Origin of the sequence: Nocardiopsis sp. SBT366, from assembly GCF_001083815.1 — a bacterium.
In the GTDB taxonomy this organism is placed as follows: Bacteria; Actinomycetota; Actinomycetes; order Streptosporangiales; family Streptosporangiaceae; genus Nocardiopsis; species Nocardiopsis prasina.
In genome coordinates this window covers 1-18,402 of sequence record NZ_LAVM01000099.1, presented here as the reverse complement: position 1 = coordinate 18,402, position 18,402 = coordinate 1, and the positions used below count along the sequence as shown (strand labels likewise).

Sequence of the window (18,402 nt, the reverse complement as noted above, 5' to 3'; positions counted from 1 at the left end):
GCAGGGGATCGTCCCCGCCCCCGCTCCCCGCGCCGCGGGCGAGGACGAGGGTTCCGAGACTGACGCCGAGGCGGAGCGGGTGACCACGGGTTAGGTCCCGCTTCTCCGTACGGCGGGGCCGCCCCCGCCCCGGCCGCCCAGTCCGCGCCTGCTCCCGCCGCACGTGAGCAGGACGCTGGCAGCCCGTCGGTGGACGTCGAGACGCTCAGCGGAACCGGTCAGGCCTCCGGTACCGACGCCGTGGCCGAGGGCTACGTGACCCCGCTGGTCCGCAAGCTCGCCAGCGAGCACCGCGTCGACCTGGCCCGGGTCACCGGCACCGGTGTGGGCGGTCGCATCCGCAAGCAGGACGTCCTCAAGGCTGCCGAGACCCAGCGTTCGGCCGCCGCCGCACCCGCCGCCGCTCGCAAGGTCACCTCGGACACCTCGGTGCGCGGTCGCACGGAGAAGCTGAGCCGTCTGCGCAAGTCCATCGCCGACCGCATGGTCGAGTCGCTGCGCGTCTCCGCCACGACCACCCAGGTCATCGAGGTCGACGTCAGCAAGATCGCGCGCCTGCGCGACCACTCCTCCGCCGACTTCGCCAAGCGCGAGGGCGTGGAGCTGGGCTTCTTCCCCTTCATCGCGCTGGCCGCCGTGGAGGCCCTCAGGGCCCACCCGAAGGTCAACGCGGTGATCAACGCCGCCGACCAGACGGTGACCTACCACGACGTCGAGAACCTGGCCGTCTCCGTGGACACCGAGCGCGGTCTGCTCGCCCCGGTGGTCAAGGAAGCCGGTTCGCTGAACCTCGGTGGTCTGGCCCGCGGCCTCACCGACCTGACCGAGCGCGCCCACACCGGCAAGCTCGGCCCGGACGAGCTGGGTGGCGGCACGTTCTCGATCTCCGAGACCGGCCACACCGGTGCGCTCTTCGGCACCCCGATCATCAACCAGCCGCAGGTCGCGATCCTGGAGACCGGCGCGGTCGTCAAGCGTCCCGTGGTCGTCGAGGACGAGGCCATGGGCGGCGAGGTCATCGCGGTCCGCTCGATGGTCTACCTGTCGATGGCGCACGACCACCGCCTGATCGACAGCGCCGACGCCGGACGCTTCCTCCAGACCGTGAAGGAGCGCCTGGAGGAGGGCGCCTTCGAGGGCGACCTCGGTCTGTCCTGAGCCACGCCTCCCCGCTCGGGGAGGCCGCTCCCGGCCCGGGCCGGGCACCCAGCGCGGGTGTCCGGCCCGGGCCTTTCGTGCGTCGGCGACACCTCCCACCACCCCCGACTTGACCTCAACCTGACTTGACGTCCTATCGTGGTCGCGCCTCCCCGAACCCCCTCCCCAGGCCCAGTCGAAGACGAGGAACCCCATGCAACAGCCGGACCTGCGGATCGCCGTCATCCTGGGTGGAAACCTCAACGGCCGTACCGGCACCGTGGTCTCCGGATGGTTCCTGGACCGGGCCGCGTCCCGGGAGGGCGTCACCCTCGACGTCCTGGACGTGGCCGAGCTGGACCTCGGCGACGGCCACGGGGCCGCCCTGGAGGCGTTCTCGCCCCGCGTCGACGCCGCGGACGGCTTCGTGGTGGTCACCCCGGAGTACAACCACGGCTACCCCGGCCCGCTGAAGAGCGCCATCGACTCCGCGCGCAAGGAGTGGTTCGCCAAACCGGTCGCCTTCGTCTCCTACGGCGGCATGTCCGGTGGCCTGCGCGCCGTGGAGCAGCTGCGCGCGGTCTTCGCCGAGTTGCACGTCACGTCGGTGCGCACCTCCGTGAGCCTGCACAACGCACAGCGCACGTTCGGCGCCCAGGGAGGCCCCGTCGCGGAGCTGAGGGGCGCGGAGGACGCCGTGGAGGAGATGCTGGACCAGCTGGTGTGGTGGGCGCTGTCGCTGCGTGAGGCCCGCGCACGGCGCCCCTTCCCTGGCTGAGGGACCGCGCGGGTGAAAAGGTGGACGGGGCGGCGCCTGAACGGCACCGCCCCGTCTTTCTACCCCACCAATCACCATCCCCTGATGATCCCCATCATCAAAGGTCTGCGGGTTCAGCGAGCGCATGCCAGCCCGACAGCGCGTCGCCCACGGTAGCCCCGCGCTGACGCGGAGTTCCATGTCCCACTCACAACCTAGAAGACACAGCAGCCGCCCGCAGTCCTTTCGCGGAAAAACCCCGAGAAAGTTCGACGGGAACGCGCGGACGGGTTCCCCTATTCCCCCGGACCGCCCGGCGACAGTAGTGCGCTATCCGACATCCTGCCCTGACCCGCCCCTCTCGCCGGGGCGTAAGGTGGAGGTGTGAGTGATCTCGTTTACGCATGGCTGGGCGACACCCCCGTCCCGTTCCACCAGGGCTGGGATCTCCAGAGACGGCTCCACCAGAGCCGCGTCGCCGATGAGGTGGCCGACACGGTCCTGTTCCTGGAACACGAGCCCGTCTACACGGCGGGCAAGCGCACTGGGAGGTCGGATCGTCCCATGACCGACCCCGGCGCTCCCGTGGTGGACATCGACCGGGGTGGGAAGATCACCTGGCACGGGCCGGGCCAGTTGACGGTGTACCCGATCGTCAGGCTGTCGGACCCGATCGACGTGATCGCCTACGTCCGCATGCTGGAGGAGGCCATCATCCGCACCCTCGCCGACTACGGCCTCACGGGTCTGCGGGTCGAGGGCCGTACAGGGGTCTGGCTGGACGCCGACCCCGAGCGCGGACTGATCGAACGCAAGGTCGCCGCGATCGGCTGTCGAATCGCCCGCGGGGTCGGGATGCACGGTCTGGCGTTGAACTGCGACAATGACATGTCGTGGTTCGACCGGATCGTCCCCTGCGGGATCACCGACGCGGGGGTCACCTCGCTCACCAACGAACTGGGGCGCTCCGTCACCGTCGCCGACGCGCGACCGCGCCTCGAACGGCACCTGGCCGACGTCCTCGGCGCGGCGGAGTACAGCCACACCGACGGCTCCGGAATGCTCTCCGGCGCCACCGCCCGCGGATGACTGACCACAGCCCCCACGAGGGGCGCGAGGGTCCCCGTCAAGGGGTACAGAAGGGAACGGGTTCGCGTTGACCATCGCTCCTGAGGGCCGCAAGCTGCTGCGCGTGGAGGCGCGCAACAGCGAGACCCCGATCGAGAGAAAGCCGCCGTGGATCAAGATCAAGGCGCACATGGGGCCGGAGTACACCGAGCTCCAGTCCCTGGTCAAGGGCGAGGGCCTGCACACCGTCTGTCAGGAGGCGGGCTGCCCCAACATCTACGAGTGCTGGGAGGACCGGGAGGCCACGTTCCTCATCGGTGGTGACCAGTGCACCCGCCGCTGCGACTTCTGCCAGATCGCCACCGGCAAGCCGTCGGCGCTGGACAGGATGGAGCCGACCAAGGTCGCCACCTCCGTCAAGAAGATGGAGCTGCGCTACGCCACCGTCACCGGTGTGGCCCGCGACGACCTGGAGGACGGCGGCGCCTGGCTCTACGCCGAGACGGTGCGCAAGATTCACGAGCTCAACCCGGACACCGGCGTCGAGCTGCTCATCCCGGACTTCAACGCGGACCCCGACCAGCTGGCCGAGGTCTTCGGCTCGCGCCCCGAGGTCCTGGCGCACAACGTGGAGACCGTGCCGCGGATCTTCAAGCGCATCCGCCCGGGCTTCCGCTACGAGCGTTCGCTGAGGGTCATCACCGAGGCGCGCGAGGACGGTCTGGTCACCAAGTCCAACCTGATCCTGGGCATGGGCGAGACCCGCGAGGAGATCAGCGAGGCCATGCGCGACCTCCACGAGGCCGGATGCGACCTGCTGACCATCACCCAGTACCTGCGTCCCTCCAAGCTGCACCACCCGATCGACCGCTGGGTGAAGCCGCAGGAGTTCGTGGAGCTGGGCAAGGAGGCCGAGGAGATCGGTTTCGCCGGAGTCATGTCCGGTCCGCTCGTGCGTTCGTCGTACCGCGCCGGAACCCTGTACAAGCAGGCCCGCGAGAAGCGTGACGCCGAGGCCACCAGGGCCACGAGCAACGCATAACGGCTGATACACCCGAGTCGTGACCAAGCTGGAACGGTGGCCCACGGGCCACCGTTCCGCATCTCGGGAGCCGGACACATATCCTGGTGTTCCAAGGCGCCCAGCTGGCGGCGCCGGAAGGCGCCGCACCATAGGTCGACCGCGAAGAGGAGGCAAGGCAGCACAGGGATCTCCTTCCCCACCGACGAGGTCGGTGTGCGCTGCCTGAAGCACGATGGCGAAGAAGTCCGAGAAAACGACCGCCGGTCAGGGTGGCGAGAAGCAGCCGGGCCGGTTGAAGCAGATCGGCATGGTCGCCAAGGTCGTGCACAAGCAGAGCCCGCGGACGATCCCGATCGCGATCGCCGTCGCGGTCGTGATCCTCGCGGTCTTCGTCGGCATCGGCATCTGGACCGGCTCCTGGATCATCTGGCCGCTGACCGGTCTGCCGATCGCCTTCCTGGTCGGGTTCATCATGTTCACCCGCTCCGCCCAGCGGGTGCAGTACCAGATGCTGGACGGCCGCCTGGGCGCGGGCATGGCGATCCTGGAGAACATGCGCGGCAACTGGGTGGTCGAGCCCGGAGTGGCCGCGAACAAGCAGATGGACGTCGTCCACCGCGTGGTCGGCCGCCCCGGTGTGGTCCTGGTCGGCGAGGGCGACCCCGGTCGGCTCAAGGGTCTGATCGCCGGTGAGAAGAAGCGCGTCGCCCGCGTGGCCCACGACACGCCCATCTACGACTTCAAGGTCGGCAACGGCGAGGACCAGGTCCCGGTCTCCAAGCTCCAGCGCGCGCTGGTCAAGCTGCCGCGCAACCTGGACAAGGGAGACACCGCCGAGCTGAACTACCGCCTCAAGGCGCTGCCGCCCGCGATGCGGATGCCCAAGGGCCCCATGCCCAAGGGCGCGAAGCTGCCCAAGGGCATGCGCGGCAACACGGCCGGGGGCTGATCCGCTCCCTCCCGAGCACACGAGAACGGGGCCCGTCACACCTGGTGTGACGGGCCCCGTTCTCGTTCGGTGGGCGTGGGTTCGGCTGCTAGGAGCAGCTCACCTCGTCCTCGGCGGCGGAGGTGGTCTCGATGCCGTCGGTGGCGGATCCGCCGCCCGACCCCCCGCTGGCGGCCAGGCCGTCCCAGTCTGCCGAGCCCATGACCAGTTCCAGGTCGTCGCCGAGCGTGGGCTCCTCGACCACCTCGGCGACCGACAGGGAGGAGGCCAGGAGCTCGGCATGCTCGGCCCGGTCCGGCCCGTGGTAGACCGTGGTCGTGTCGGGCGCGCGGAGGTCGGGGTTGGTGGACTCGGTGACCACGAAGCCCTCGGCCTCCAGCAGCCCCTGGACCTGGCTGCCCAGACCGTCGATGCCGGTGTTGTTGAGCACCCGAAGGGACACGTCGGAGGGAGCGGCCCCGCCGGAGTCCTCCGCGTCTCCCGCGTCGTCCCCGGAGTCCTCGCCCTCGGCCAGCTCACCCGAGGCCGCCGCCGCGAACAGCTCCTGGGCGGCGGGCTCCTCCAGCGCGACCTTGTTGGGGTCGACGGGGTAGTCGGTGACGGGGGCGGTGACCATGTTCATCCGGCCCAGGTCGACCTCGCGCATGGCGACGGCGAGCTCGGTCATCTTGTCCGTGCTGAAGCCGTCGTCCGTGGTGAGGCTGTCGGTGATGGAGTCGAGGAATCCGTAGAGGGTACTGGGGCTGGACAGGATCTCACCCTCGGTGACCTCGCGCAGGATGGCGCCGATCATCCGTTGCTGGTTGTCGATCCGGCCGAGGTCGCTGCCGTTCTCGGCGCTGTCGCGGGAGCGCGCCAGGCCCAGGGCCTGCTCACCGTCGAGCCGCTGGAGTCCGGCGTCCAGCACCAGGTGCGCCTTGGGGTCGTCGATCGGTTCGGGGACGCACATCTCGATGCCGCCGATCGAGTCCACGATGTTCTCGAACCCGGCGAAGTCCACCAGGACCATGTGGTCGAGGTGGATGCCGGTGATGGTCTCCACCGTGTTGCCCTGGCAGTCCATGCCGCCGTAGGTCATGGCGTGGTTGAGCTGGTCGACGCCGCCGTTCCAGCCCTGGCCGTCCTCGCCCGCGTCGCACGGCGGGATCTCGACCATCGTGTCGCGGGGCATGTTGACCATGGTCACCCCGCCGTTGTCGGTGTCGATGCTGACGACCACCAGGACGTCGGGGCGGATGCCGTTGAGCTCGTTGTAGCTGGCGTCGTCCCCCGCGCGCTCGTCCGTGCCCAGGAGCAGAATGTTGTGCACCCCGTCCACCTGCGCGGGCCGGTCCCCCCAGCCGTCGGGGTCGATCTCGGCGGTGTCGATGGCGAGGACGTCCTGGTAGACGCCGTAGCCAGTCAGACTCCCGGCGATGACCACCCCGGTCATCCCGCACGCCAACCACTTGCCGGGCGTCATCCCGGCAGCGGCCTTCGACACGTTTCTTGGGGCCAAGAGGGCACCTGCGATCCGATCTGGGACATGAGAGGAGAAATCGCCCGAAGAGGGAAACCAGTCACGGAGGTCCCCATGACTACTCGGACGTAACCCCCCGGATGGTACCGGAACGGTCTCGTTGTGTCAGACCCCGCGCACGGAAACGGGGGCGCCCCCGATGAGGCACCCCCGTAGGACTGCCACCTAGCAGGCGCTCTCCTGCTTCTCGGCGGTGACGCCGCCGAGGTCGTCGGTGATGGACAGGTCGGACTCGGAGGAGGAACCCCCGAAGCCCTCCCAGTCGGACCCCGCGACCAGTTCGAGGGTCTGCTCCAGGCCCTCGGCCTCCTCCGTCTGGGCGTTGGTGAGACTGTCCGCGAGCAGCTTGGCCGCGGCCTCGTCGCCCGGCCCGTGGTAGACGGTGGTGAGCTCGGGCGCGCGGACCTCGGGGTTGCCGACGCCGGTGACCACGAAACCCTCCTGGACCAGCACTGCCTGGATCTCCAGGGCCAGTCCCCCGATCCCGGTGTTGTTCACCACCTCGACGGCGACGTCCCCGGGCTCCACCGAGACGTCCTCGGACGTGTCGTCGCTGTCGCTGTCGCCGTCGTCGCCGCCACCCAGGTCCTCGCCGTTGTTGATCGCCTCGAACAGGGCCGGGGCGGCGTCGCTCATGATGATGCGGTTCTCGTCGGCCGGGTGGGCGCCGTTGGGAACCGTGACGAACTGGACCCGGTCCAGGTCGACCTCGCGCATGGAGATCGCGATGTCGGCCATGGTGTCGACCGTCAGCTCCTCGTCGGTGGTGATGGACTCGGTGACGGCTCCGAGGAAGCGGGTGATGGTGACGGGGCTGGTCATCACCTCGCTGCTGAGGACCTCGCGGAGCATGGCGCCCATGAACTCCTGCTGGCGGTCGATCCGCGACAGGTCGCTGCCGTCGCCCTGCGAGTAGCGGGAGCGCACGAAGCCGAGCGAGTCCTCGCCGTCCAGGCTCTGGAGTCCGGCGTCCAGCACCAGGTGCGCCTTGGGGTCGTCGATCGGTTCGGGGATGCACATCTCCACCCCGCCGATGGCGTCGACCATGTCCTTGAAGCCGACGAAGTCCATCATCAGGAAGTGGTCCAGGTGCACGCCGGTGACCTGCTCGACCGCGTTCCACTGGCAGCCCACCCCGCCGAAGGTCATGGCCGAGTTGATCATGCCCTGCTGGGGCTGCATGCCCTCGTAGCCCTCAACGGCCTCGCAGCCGGGCAGGTCGACCATGAGGTCGCGGGGCAGGTTGACCAGGGTGGCGGCGCCGTTGTCCACGTTGATGCTCGCGATGAGCATCGTGTCCGGCCGCGCGCCCTCGACCTCGCCGTACTCGGCGTTCTCGCCGGAGCGCACGTCCGAGCCGATGATGAGGATGTTCATGACACCCTCGACGCTCGTGGGCCGGTCCCACTCGTCGGTGTCGACCTGGGCGGTCGTGATGTTGCCGATCAGGCCCTGGTACCAGCCGTAACTTCCGAGGCTGGCGATGATCGCCAGCGCGGTCACGACGCACGCGACCCACTGTGCGGCGGACAGCCGGGAGGTGCCCAGGGCACCGGAGCTGCGAGGGGCGGAGCGTCTTCCAGCCATGCGAACCTTCGAGGGTGCGAGGAGACCTAGAGGGGGGCGGGGTCAGGGCAGCCAGGGCGTGTCCGGGCGGCGCGCCCGCCGGAGCGGCGGGCGTCGAGAGGCGGTACACGGCCCGAGGTCGCGGGGGTCCCTGCGGAAACGCCGTGAACGGATGCTAACAGCAGCTCGGCACGGGTGCGCACGCGCGTGCGCACAGCGCGCGCAGGGGTGCGTACGGCCCGTGTTCGCTCAGTAGCGGGTCGCGACGGTTCCGGCGGCGCGGTCGTGCAGGCCCCGCGTGTCGCGGTCGTACACCACGGCCGGGATCACCAGGCACAACAGCAGGGTGCGCACCGCCATGGAGGCGAACCAGGGCCAGGAGCGCTCGCCGGTTCCACTGATGCCGACCCCGACGAGTCGTCGCCCGATCGTGGTACCGAACAGCGTCAGCAGGACGAGGTTCATCGCCGCGAACACCACCAGAGTGGACAGGGTGGTGAAGTTGGTCAGGGCGATGGCCTCGGGGTCTCCCCCGGCGGCAGCGGCGGCGGCCAGTTCCTGGCCGACCAGCCCGAGGCTGATGGCGACCCACACCAGCATCGCGGAGATGCCCCAGTCCAGAGCGAGGCCGACCAGGCGGCGCATGACGCCGGGCACCGAACCGCTCCCGCTCTCGGGCAGACCCAACCGGTTGCCGCGGTAACGGAAGTCGTCTTCGGAGACCGTGGGGGCGCCGCTCCGGCTCTTGTCGCTCATGTTTTTCACGTTATCCGCCCCACGTCACCCTCCGCGCGCGGGCCCGCGCGAGCGCTGTGACGTGCCACGGGAGAGGGTGTGTCCCCGGTCACTCCGAAAGATTCGGGTGTCCCGGTTTCGCCCTGAAACAGGCGGAATCACCGTTACGGGACCACTGGCCAATGCGCGCGACCGGCTCCGTAACATGCAGGAAACAATCGAGACACGGCGTGGAAATCACGCGCTCCTAGCTTCGATGACGAGGCCGGGAGACGGCGCGTGGTTCGACATGGCCGCGATGGTGCGGCCCGCGAACCCGCCGTCTCAGCTATCTGCACGGAGGTTCCGTTTTGTTCAGCAGCGTCGAAGAGGTTCTCGCCTACATCCGAGACGAGGACGTCAGGTTCCTCGATGTCCGGTTCACGGACCTGTTCGGAGGCGTGAACCACGTTACCCTCCCGGTCGAGAACGTTGACGAGTCCACGTTCACCGACGGCCAGATGTTCGACGGTTCCTCGATCCGCGGCTTCCAGGCCATCCACGAGTCCGACATGCTGCTCCTGCCCGACCTGAGCACCGGCGTCCTGGACCCGTTCCGCAAGCACAAGACGCTGAACATGACGTTCTTCGTCCACGACCCGCTCACGCTGGAGTCGTACAGCCGCGACCCGCGCAACGTCGCCCGCAAGGCCGAGGCCTACCTCAAGGGCTCGGGCGTGGCCGACACCGCCTTCTTCGGCCCCGAGGCCGAGTTCTACATCTTCGACGACGTCAAGTTCGAGACGCGCGCGAACACCGGTTACTACGAGATCGACTCGATCGAGGGCGCCTGGAACACCGGCTCCGCGATCGAGGGCGGCAACCGGGGCTACCGTCCGCGCTTCAAGGGCGGCTACTTCCCCGTCGAGCCCGTCGACCACTACAGCGACCTGCGCTCCGACATGGTGCGGACCCTGATCGACTCCGGTATCGAGGTCGAACTCCAGCACCACGAGGTCGGCACCGCCGGGCAGGCCGAGATCGGCATCAGGTTCGGCACGCTGCTCGAGCAGGCCGACAAGGTCCAGCTGTACAAGTACATCGTGAAGAACGTCGCGAACGAGGCCGGCAAGACCGCCACGTTCATGCCCAAGCCGCTCTTCGGCGACAACGGTTCGGGCATGCACTGCCACCAGAGCCTGTGGAAGGACGGCGCCCCGCTGTTCTTCGACGAGGCCGGCTACGGTCAGCTCTCGGACACGGCCCGCTACTACATCGGCGGTCTGCTCAAGCACGCCTCGGCGCTGCTGGCCTTCACCAACCCGACGGTGAACTCCTTCCACCGCCTGGTGCCGGGCTACGAGGCCCCGATCAACCTGGTCTACAGCCAGCGGAACCGCTCGGCCTGCATCCGCCTGCCGCTCACCGGGTCCAACCCGAAGGCCAAGCGCATCGAGTTCCGGGTGCCGGACCCCTCGGCCAACCCGTACCTGGCCTTCTCGGCCATGCTGATGGCGGGCATGGACGGGATCCGGAACAAGATCGAGCCGCCGGAGCCGGTCGACAAGGACCTGTACGAGCTGCCCCCGGCCGAGGCCGCCGCGATCGAGACCGTCCCGGCGTCCCTCGACGCCGCTCTGGAGGCCCTGGAGGCCGACCACGAGTTCCTCCTGGAGGGCGGGGTCTTCACCAAGGACCTGATCGAGACCTACATCGACTTCAAGCGCACCGAGGAGATCGACTCCCTGCGCCTGCGTCCGCACCCGCGCGAGTTCGAGTTGTACTACGACATCTAGCGACACCCTTCGGGGCCGGTATCCAGTTCGGGTACCGGCCCCGACCCGGTTCCGGGGCATGGTTCCCCGATGCGGCTACCGTTGACGCGTGGCAAGGGACGGAAGAACCAACATGACAGCGGGCGCGCTCGCTCGACGCGGTTTCAGTGACAGCACCCGGGCCGTGCGGCTGGTGGAGGAGGCGGGGCTGGACGCCCTGGCCGACACCGAGGTGATCGGCGCCCTCGCGGCCGCGGCCGACCCGGACCAGGCGCTGCTGGGGTTGCTCCGACTGCTGGAGGCCGCCCCGGACCCGGAGGAGGTGCGCGCGGCCCTGCGGGAGGAGCGGGACCTGCGCACCCGCCTGTGCGGTGTCCTCGGGGTCAGCCCGGCGCTCACCGACCACCTGGTGCGCCACCCCGGCGACTGGCGTGAGCTGCGCGGGGCCGACGCCGCCCGGACCCCGGACCGGGAGGAGCTGCGCCGGGGGCTGATGCACACCGTCGGCGCGCGGCCCGACGATGCCTCCCCGGTGGCCGACCTCTCCTTGGGGCTGGGCGGGGACGACGAACCCTCGGCGGTGCTGCGGCACACGCTGCGTGTGGCCTACCGGCGCCGTGTGCTGCGGCTGGCCGGGCGCGACCTGACCGGGGTGAACACCGTGGACGAGGTCGCCGCCGAGCTGGCCGACCTCGCGGCGGCGACCCTGGACGCGGCGCTGGCGGTGGCCCGCGCGGAGTCCCCCGAGGACGCAGCGCTGTGCCGTCTGAGCGTGATCGGCATGGGCAAGTGCGGCGGGCGCGAACTGAACTACGTCAGCGACGTGGACGTGGTGTTCGTGGCCGAACCCGCCCTGGACGAGGACGGCGTGCCCGCCGACGAACAGGAGGCCCAGAGGGCCGCCACGCGGCTGGCCACGGCGATGATGCGCGTCCCGTCGGAGACCGACGCGGAGGGCACCCTGTGGGAGGTGGACCCGGCGCTGCGTCCGGAGGGCCGCAACGGTCCGCTGGTTCGGCCGTTGGCCGGACACCTGGCGTACTACGACCGCTGGGCCAAGACCTGGGAGTTCCAGGCGCTGCTCAAGGCCCGGCCGATCGCCGGGGACGAGGGGCTGGGCCGCCAGTACGCGGAGGCGATCGCACCGCTGGTGTGGGAGGCCTCCGGGCGCAAGGACTTCGTGGAGGACGTGCAGGCCATGCGCCGCCGGGTGGTGGCGCACATCCCCGCGGGCCAGGCCGAGCACGAACTGAAGCTGGGCCCGGGAGGCCTGCGCGACATCGAGTTCTCCGTGCAGCTGCTCCAGCTGGTGCACGGGCGTTCGGACGAGCGCCTGCGGTCGGGCAACACCCTCCAGGCGCTGGCGGCGCTGTCGGAGTACGGATACGTGGGGCGGCGGGACGCGGCGGGACTTTCCGACGCCTACCGGTTCCTGCGTCGGGTGGAGCACCTGCTGCAGTTGGAGCGGCTGCGCCGGACCCACCTGATGCCCGACCCCCAGGCCCCGGACGGCCCATCGCGGCTGCGGCAGCTGGGTCGGGCCCTGGGGTTCACCGCCGATTCGGTACGGGAGCTGACCGGCGCCCGCAAGCGGGTGTCAGCGGAGGTGCGCCGCCTGCACGAGAAGCTCTTCTACCGTCCGCTGCTGAACGCGGTGGCCGCCCTGCCCGAGGACGAGATCCGGCTCTCCGCTGACCAGGCCGTGGAGCGGTTGGGGGCGCTGGGGTTCGTGGATCCGCGCGGGGCGCTGCGCCACCTGGAGTCGTTGACGTCGGGGCTGTCCCGCCGGGCGGCCATCCAGCGCACGCTGTTGCCGGTGATGCTGGGATGGTTCGCGGACTCCCCCGACCCGGACGCCGGGCTGCTCGGGTTCCGGCAGGTCAGCGACGCCCTGGGCACCACGCCCTGGTACCTGCGGCTGCTGCGGGACGACGTCCGGGTGGCCGAGCGGATGGCGTGGCTGCTGGGCACGAGCCGGTACGTGACCGAGCTGTTGCTGCGCGCCCCCGAGGCGGTTGCCATGCTGGGCGACGACGCCGACCTCCGGCGCAGGGAGACGCGGTCGCTGATGGCCGAGGCCGACGCGGCCCTGCGCCGCTACGACACCCCGGAGGAGAAGGTGTCCGCGGTGCGGGCGCTGCGCCGCCGGGAACTGCTGCGCACGGCCGCCGCCGACCTGCTGGGGGTGTGCTCGGTCGAGGAGGTGGGCCGGGCCCTCACGGGGATCGCGGCGGTCACCATCGACGCCGCACTGCGCGCGGCCTACACCAAGGTGGTGGCCGAGTCCGGCGGCGAGGAGCTCACCCGGGTCTGCGTCGTGGCGATGGGTCGGTTCGGCGGCGGTGAGCTGACCTACGCCAGCGACGCCGACGTGATGTACGTGCACGACCCGATGCCGGGCGCCGACAAGGGCGCCGCCACCAAGCAGGCCATGGCGATCGTGCGGGAGCTGGCCCGACTGCTGGAGATGCCGCAGGCCGAGCCCCCGCTGAAGATCGACACGGACCTGCGCCCCGAGGGCAGGAGCGGGCCCGTGGTGCGCACCCTGGACTCCTACGCCGCCTACTACGGGCGCTGGTCCCAGGTGTGGGAGAGCCAGGCGCTGCTGCGGGCACGGCCGATCGCCGGCGACGAGGGGCTGCGTTCGGCGTTCGTCGCGCTGATCGATCCGATCCGCTACCCGGAGGGTGGCGTGTCCCGCGCCTCCGTGCTGGAGATCCGCAAGCTCAAGGCGCGGATGGAGGCTGAGCGGCTGCCGCGCGGGGCGGATCCGACCCTGCACACGAAGCTGGGCCGGGGCGGGTTGTCCGACGTGGAGTGGGTGGCGCAGCTGGTGCAGCTGCGGCACGCGCACGAGTACCCGGACCTGCGCACCCCGCAGACCCTGCCCGCCCTGGCGGTGGCGGTGGCGCACGGGTTCCTGGCCGCCGACGACGGCGTGGTGCTGGAGCGGTCGTGGCGGCTCGCCTCGCGGGTGCGCGGCATGGTGATGCTGGTGCGCGGCCGGGGCGGCGACTCGATCCCGCACGACCTGCGGGTACGTGCGGCGCTGGCCCAGGCCATGGGGTTCGGCGACGAGGACGGGGCCGACGCGGACGGCGAGGGTGCCGAGGAGGACGACACGGTGGCGGAGGGTCCCGAGCCGGAGGGCCCGGCGGAACAGCTGACCGAGGCCTACCTGCGGACCACGCGCCGGGCTCGCGCGGTGATGGAACGGGCCTTCTACGACGACTGACGGGCGTCGCGGGCGGGGAGGGTGACCGTGACGGTGAGCCCTCCCCCCTGGTCGGCCCCACGTGGGAGCAGGTCCAGGGTGCCGCCGTGCACGCGCACGACCCGCGCCACCAGGGCCAGGCCCAGGCCGTGTCCCGGTCCGGACCCGATGCGTCCCGCGCCACGGAGGAAGGGTTCGTGCAGGCGGGACGCGGTCTCCGGTGTGTACACGGGCCCGGTGTTCTCCACCCTCAGGACGGTGTCACCGGTGCTCTGGTCGCGGCCGGTGGTGACCCGGGCGGTGGAGGTGGTCCCCTCCACCGGGGTGTTGTGGCACAGGGCGTTGCGCACCAGGTTCTCGGTGAGCTGGGTGAGCAGCGCGGTGTCGCCGACCGTCGGGGCCGGGGTGAGCCCGTGCTCCAACCGGACGCCGCGACGCCGTGCCTCCTCCTCGCCCTCGACCAGGACCCCGCGTGCGATCTCGGCGAGGTCGGCGGGTTCGGACACCGCGGTGACGGCGTTGGCGTCGGCCAGCCGCAGCAGCGCCTCGGTGAGGCCGATGGCCCGGGCGTTGGTGAGGTCGAGCCGTTCGAGCAGGCGCGGGTAGTGCTGCCCCTCCGGGTCGCGCCGGGCCACGTCCAGGAGGGTCGCGTTGACCGCCAGCGGGGTGCGGAGTTCGTGCGAGGCGTTGGCGGCGAACCGCTCCTGGGCCTCGAAGGCGTCCTGGAGGCGGTCCAGCATGTGGTCGAAGGCGTCGGCGAGCTGCCGGAACTCGTCGTTGCGGCCGGAGAGGGCGACCCGGTGGCCCAGTCTGCCGGTGGCGGCGATCAGGACGGCGTCGTTGATCCGGTTCAGGGGGCGCAGGACCCACCCGGCCAGGATCCAGCCGCCGACCAGCCCGATCACCGCCAGCACCAGAAGGACGCCCGCGGACATCCGGACGACGGCCTCCAGGATCTGCCCGCGGGCCGCGATGGGTTGCCCCAGGTCGCCGGGGTTGGCCGCAGTGAGCGGATAGTCGGGCACGTACCGCAGGACCGCGTACACCCCGACCAGTACCGCCAGACCCGCCACGACCAGGAACCCGGCGTAGCCCAGGGTCAGGCGCAGGCGGGCGCTGACCCGCACCCCGCCGTCGCTCACTTCCCCTCCCCGGTGTCGACCAGGCGGTAACCCACTCCGGGCACGGTCACGATGGGGTCCGGCTCCCCCAGGGCGCGGCGCAGCTGGGACACCGTGACCCGGGGCGCACTGGTGAAGGGGTCGGCGTGTTCGTCCCAGACCTTCTCCAGGAGGGTCTCCGCGCTCACCACTCCCCCGTCCGCCCGCATGAGCAGTTCGAGGACGGCGAACTGCTTGCGGGGCAGCCGGACGTGGCGGCCGCTACGGTGGGCCTCCCGGCGGTAGGGGTCCAGGCGCAGGTCGGCCCGTTCCAGCACCGGCTGGACCGTGGCCGCTGGTCTGCGGGCCAGCGCGCGCAGGCGCATGACCAGCTCCTCGACCGCGAACGGTTTGGTGAGGTAGTCGTCGGCGCCCAGGGAGAAGCCGTCCACCTTGTCCCGCAGTCGGGCGGCGGCGGTGAGCATGAGGACCCGGGTGCCGGGGTGGTCGCGGGCGATGACGGCGCACACCTCGTCCCCGTGGGTGCCCGGGAGGTCCCGGTCCAGGACGACCGCGTCGTAGTCGTTGACCCCGATCCGTTCCAGCGCGGCGTCGCCGTCCAGGGCGACGTCGGCGGCGATGGCCTCCTGGCGCAGCCCCGCCTGGAGGGCCTCGGCCATGAAGACCTCGTCCTCGACCACCAGCACGCGCATGCGGTTCCCCCGTCCCTAGGTCGGCGACCCAGTCTAGGCAGGCGGGGTGTTGCGAAAGTGTTGGCTCGGCGGCACACATCCGCGCAACACCCGCCCTGGTGACCTGGGCCCTTCGGTGCCGAGCACGGGGTTCGGCCCACGGAGGAGGGACGTGCCATGCGCTTTCGAACGACCGTTCTGACGACCGCGGCCGCCCTGGCGGTGGTGGCCCTGGCGGGTTGCGCGGCCTCCGGTGCGAACGGGGCGGGCCCCGGGAAGTCGTGGGCGCGGGACCTGCCGGTGACACGGCTGACCCCGCTGGGCCACGAGGACGGATTCGTTCCCGAGGGCGGCGGCCTGGATCCCACTGACGACGTGCCCGCGCTGTCCGAGCTGGAGCCCGACCTGTTGGCGGCAGTGCGCGCGGCCGCCGAAGCGGCGCTGGAGGAGGCCGGGATCGAGGTGCTGGTGACCAGCGGGTGGCGCAGCGAGCGCTACCAGCGGTACCTGCTGGAGTCCGCGGTGCAGGTGTACGGGACCGAGGAGGAGGCGGCCCGGTGGGTGGCCTCCCCCGAGGACTCCTCGCACGTGACGGGATCGGCGGTGGACGTGGGGCGCACGGACGCGGCGTACTGGTTCGTCGAGCACGGTGCGAGGTTCGGGCTCTGCCAGACCTACGCCAACGAGGTGTGGCACTACGAACTCACGGTGGAGCCCGGCAGGACCTGCCCAGCGCCGCTGGAGGACGCGTCGGCGGGCTGAACCGGGCCGGGCACCCCCGCGAGCGCGGGGGTGCCCGGTGGTCTCAGCGCTGACCCCAGGTGACGGCGGCTGCCGGGCCGACCCGGTTGTCACCGGGCTCCCAGTCCGCGCCGCCGCCCGGGGAGACCCGGACCAGCTTCCACTCCGTGTCGGGACCGATGGTGACGCTCCCGGACCACTGCGGGTAGGTGGACGCGTCGGTGCTCAGCGGAGCGCCGTTCGCCGGGTTCCAGGAACCGAGCTCGGGGGTGGAGCCGACCACGTACACCTCCTGGCCGAACTGGGTCTCGACGGTCGCGGTCAGGGTGTCGGGGGACCCGGGCTCGCCCGGATCGCCCGGATCGCCGCCGCCGCAGTCCTGCTCGCACTCGCCGCCCACGTGCAGCGCCAGGGCGCCGTCAGCGGGGACCGTCGCGGTGACCTGGCCCCCGGACACCGTGGCGGTTCCGGAGCCGGAGGCGTTCTCGTACTCGCCGTCCGGAAGCGAGGTCGGAGCCGTCAGCGACCAGGACCCGCCCGAGGCGTTGAAGGCGGCGAACCCGGCCGCACCGCGGTCGAAGGCCACGCGGGAGGAGCCCTCCCGGGCCCGTTCGGTCAGGCCGGCGCCGTCCACAGCCGCGCGGAAGGCCACCATGCCGCTGACGGCCTCGTTCCGGTGTTCGCAGACCCACGCGGAGTCGGAGCAGTCGCTGTCATCGGTGATCCACCCGGCGGGGTTGCCGTCCTGCTCGCCCACGCTGGGCGGGCCCTCGGTCACGTTGCCCTCGAAGTCGTAGCTGGACATCACCACGGGGGTGCCGTAGGGGTACGCCAGCATGAAGGCGGTGGCGAGGTGGTAGCGGTCGCCGTCCACGTACGTGAGGGTGGGCTCGTAGCGCTGGGTGTCGTGGTTGTCGACGAAGACCACGGCCTCCTCGGAGGTGAGGCCGCCGTGGTCGGGCATGTCGGTGAGCCCGGCGATGTCGCCGTTGGCGAAGGCCGAGGCGACGGAGCGCTTGTAGTCGAAGTTGGTGACCTGCCCGTAGGGCGTGTAGGCGGTGTAGGGGACCGTCTGGTCCCCGTAGACCTCGTGGAACACCCGGGGGGCGCCGCCGAATCCGGGGACCTCGTCCAGGGCTCCGACGATGGCGCCCATGTCGTCCTCGGGGACGTGCTTGGAGGCGTCCACCCGGAAGCCGCCGACTCCCATGGCGACGAGGCCGTTCAGGTACCGGACGATCTGGTCACGGACGTGCGGGGAGCCGGTGTCCAGGTCGGCCAGGTCGAGGAGCTGGCAGTTCTGCACCTCGTCCTTGTCGTTCCAGTTCTCGATGGTGTCGTAGCAGGGGCCGAAGTCGTCGTAGGAGTAGGCGGCGGTGCCGTCCCCGAACAGGTCGGGGTACTCGTAGCGCTGCCACTCCGTCCCGGCGCTGCCGGTGCTGGTGCCCTCGGCCGGGCCGGTCATGTGGTTGATGACGGCGTCCACGTAGATCCGGACGCCGTTGTCGGCACAGGTGGAGACCATCTCCTGGAAGTCCTCGGCGGTGCCGCGCCGGGTGTTGTCGATCCGGTAGGAGACCGGCTGGTAGTCCTGCCACCAGGGGTGGTTGCCGCCCTCGGAGAAGGGGACGACCACGTGTTCCTGGGGCGGGGAGACCTGGACGCCGCTGTATCCGGCGGGGCCGAGGAAGTCGGCGCACTCGGCGGCGACGGAGTCCCAGTTCCACTGGAAGAGGTGGACGATGGTGTCCCCGTTGCCGTTCTGGGCGGGGTTCTGCGCGGAGACGGGCTCGGCGTCCTGGGTGGCGGCCGGGCTGGGGACCGCCAGCAGGGCGGCTCCCAGCAGGGCCGCTCCGGCGAGGGCGCCGACGCGGGGTGTTCTCATGTGCGCTCCTTGGGGGAGGTGCTGCATTCTCTTGCAGTTTCCGCAAGAGTTTGCATTGAGGTGACGAAGGTAACAGACCATCCCCGGCCTGTGAACACCGCGTGAACGGTGGGTCACACGCACACATGGCGAAAACGCGGCTCTGATCTGGACGAAAGGAGCTGCAAGATTTTCCAGACGAAAAAAGCCGGTGGCGGTCCGGAGCACTCCGGACCGCCACCGGCTTTTTTCGTCTGGAAAATCTTGCAGCTCCTTTCGTCC

Annotated in this window: 13 protein-coding genes and 1 pseudogene; 8 read left to right on the top strand and 6 right to left on the bottom strand. The window is 70.7% G+C overall.

What is annotated here, in order from left to right; genetic code table 11:
- Positions 1 to 105: 105 nt before the first annotated feature.
- From sucB to ADX84_RS22445, 5 genes and pseudogenes are all read left to right on the top strand, one after another.
- Positions 106 to 1,158: pseudogene (gene sucB, locus ADX84_RS22465) on the top strand (2-oxoglutarate dehydrogenase, E2 component, dihydrolipoamide succinyltransferase); the annotation flags it as partial.
- Positions 1,159 to 1,351: 193 nt separating this feature from the next.
- A complete protein-coding gene (locus ADX84_RS22460) occupies positions 1,352 to 1,915 on the top strand; it encodes an NADPH-dependent FMN reductase (protein ID WP_049578821.1) in 564 nt (187 codons plus the stop codon).
- 363 nt (positions 1,916 to 2,278) lie between these two features.
- Positions 2,279 to 2,983, top strand: a complete 705-nt coding sequence (gene lipB / locus ADX84_RS22455) for a lipoyl(octanoyl) transferase LipB (RefSeq protein ID WP_049578819.1) — start codon at positions 2,279 to 2,281, stop codon at positions 2,981 to 2,983.
- A 67-nt stretch (positions 2,984 to 3,050) separates the two neighbouring features.
- Positions 3,051 to 4,004 carry a lipoyl synthase gene (gene lipA / locus ADX84_RS22450; protein WP_049578818.1) on the top strand — a complete coding sequence of 318 codons (954 nt, stop codon included), beginning with the start codon at positions 3,051 to 3,053 and terminating at the stop codon, positions 4,002 to 4,004.
- Between the two features lie 214 nt (positions 4,005 to 4,218).
- Complete coding sequence (locus ADX84_RS22445) at positions 4,219 to 4,935, top strand: DUF4191 domain-containing protein (protein WP_017546491.1); 717 nt, start codon at positions 4,219 to 4,221, stop codon at positions 4,933 to 4,935.
- 88 nt (positions 4,936 to 5,023) lie between these two features.
- On the opposite strand, the gene ADX84_RS22440 is transcribed toward ADX84_RS22445, so the two are convergent.
- The 3 genes from ADX84_RS22440 to ADX84_RS22430 all read right to left on the bottom strand — a co-directional run bounded on the left by ADX84_RS22440 (position 5,024) and on the right by ADX84_RS22430 (position 8,776).
- Positions 5,024 to 6,397 carry an LCP family protein gene (locus tag ADX84_RS22440; protein WP_049578815.1) on the bottom strand — a complete coding sequence of 458 codons (1,374 nt, stop codon included), beginning with the start codon at positions 6,395 to 6,397 and terminating at the stop codon, positions 5,024 to 5,026.
- A 222-nt stretch (positions 6,398 to 6,619) separates the two neighbouring features.
- Positions 6,620 to 8,041 carry an LCP family protein gene (locus tag ADX84_RS22435; RefSeq protein WP_049578812.1) on the bottom strand — a complete coding sequence of 474 codons (1,422 nt, stop codon included), beginning with the start codon at positions 8,039 to 8,041 and terminating at the stop codon, positions 6,620 to 6,622.
- A 228-nt stretch (positions 8,042 to 8,269) separates the two neighbouring features.
- Positions 8,270 to 8,776, bottom strand: coding sequence for an RDD family protein (locus tag ADX84_RS22430; RefSeq protein WP_049578810.1), 507 nt, complete (start codon positions 8,774 to 8,776; stop codon positions 8,270 to 8,272).
- A 329-nt stretch (positions 8,777 to 9,105) separates the two neighbouring features.
- Between ADX84_RS22430 and glnA the strand changes: the two genes are divergently transcribed.
- A complete protein-coding gene (gene glnA / locus ADX84_RS22425; RefSeq protein WP_049578808.1) occupies positions 9,106 to 10,530 on the top strand; it encodes a type I glutamate--ammonia ligase in 1,425 nt (474 codons plus the stop codon).
- 112 nt (positions 10,531 to 10,642) lie between these two features.
- Complete coding sequence (locus ADX84_RS22420) at positions 10,643 to 13,744, top strand: bifunctional [glutamine synthetase] adenylyltransferase/[glutamine synthetase]-adenylyl-L-tyrosine phosphorylase (protein ID WP_049578805.1); 3,102 nt, start codon at positions 10,643 to 10,645, stop codon at positions 13,742 to 13,744.
- Here ADX84_RS22420 and ADX84_RS22415 read toward each other — a convergent pair.
- Both ADX84_RS22415 and ADX84_RS22410 read right to left on the bottom strand, forming a co-directional pair.
- On the bottom strand, positions 13,732 to 14,865 hold the full coding sequence (locus ADX84_RS22415; RefSeq protein WP_049578802.1) for a HAMP domain-containing sensor histidine kinase: 1,134 nt from the start codon (positions 14,863 to 14,865) through the stop codon (positions 13,732 to 13,734). The genes ADX84_RS22420 and ADX84_RS22415 overlap by 13 nt on opposite strands.
- Positions 14,862 to 15,536, bottom strand: a complete 675-nt coding sequence (locus ADX84_RS22410; RefSeq protein ID WP_049578800.1) for a response regulator transcription factor — start codon at positions 15,534 to 15,536, stop codon at positions 14,862 to 14,864. Before ADX84_RS22410 ends, ADX84_RS22415 begins: the two co-directional genes overlap by 4 nt.
- A gap of 156 nt (positions 15,537 to 15,692) precedes the next feature.
- Between ADX84_RS22410 and ADX84_RS22405 the strand changes: the two genes are divergently transcribed.
- Positions 15,693 to 16,277 (top strand): M15 family metallopeptidase, encoded by a 585-nt coding sequence (locus ADX84_RS22405; protein ID WP_049578798.1) that lies wholly within the window; start codon positions 15,693 to 15,695, stop codon positions 16,275 to 16,277.
- Positions 16,278 to 16,320: 43 nt separating this feature from the next.
- Here the strand turns inward: ADX84_RS22405 and ADX84_RS22400 are convergent, their stop codons facing one another.
- A complete protein-coding gene (locus ADX84_RS22400) occupies positions 16,321 to 18,141 on the bottom strand; it encodes a carbohydrate-binding module family 20 domain-containing protein (protein WP_049578795.1) in 1,821 nt (606 codons plus the stop codon).
- Between the last annotated feature and the right edge of the window lie 261 nt (positions 18,142 to 18,402).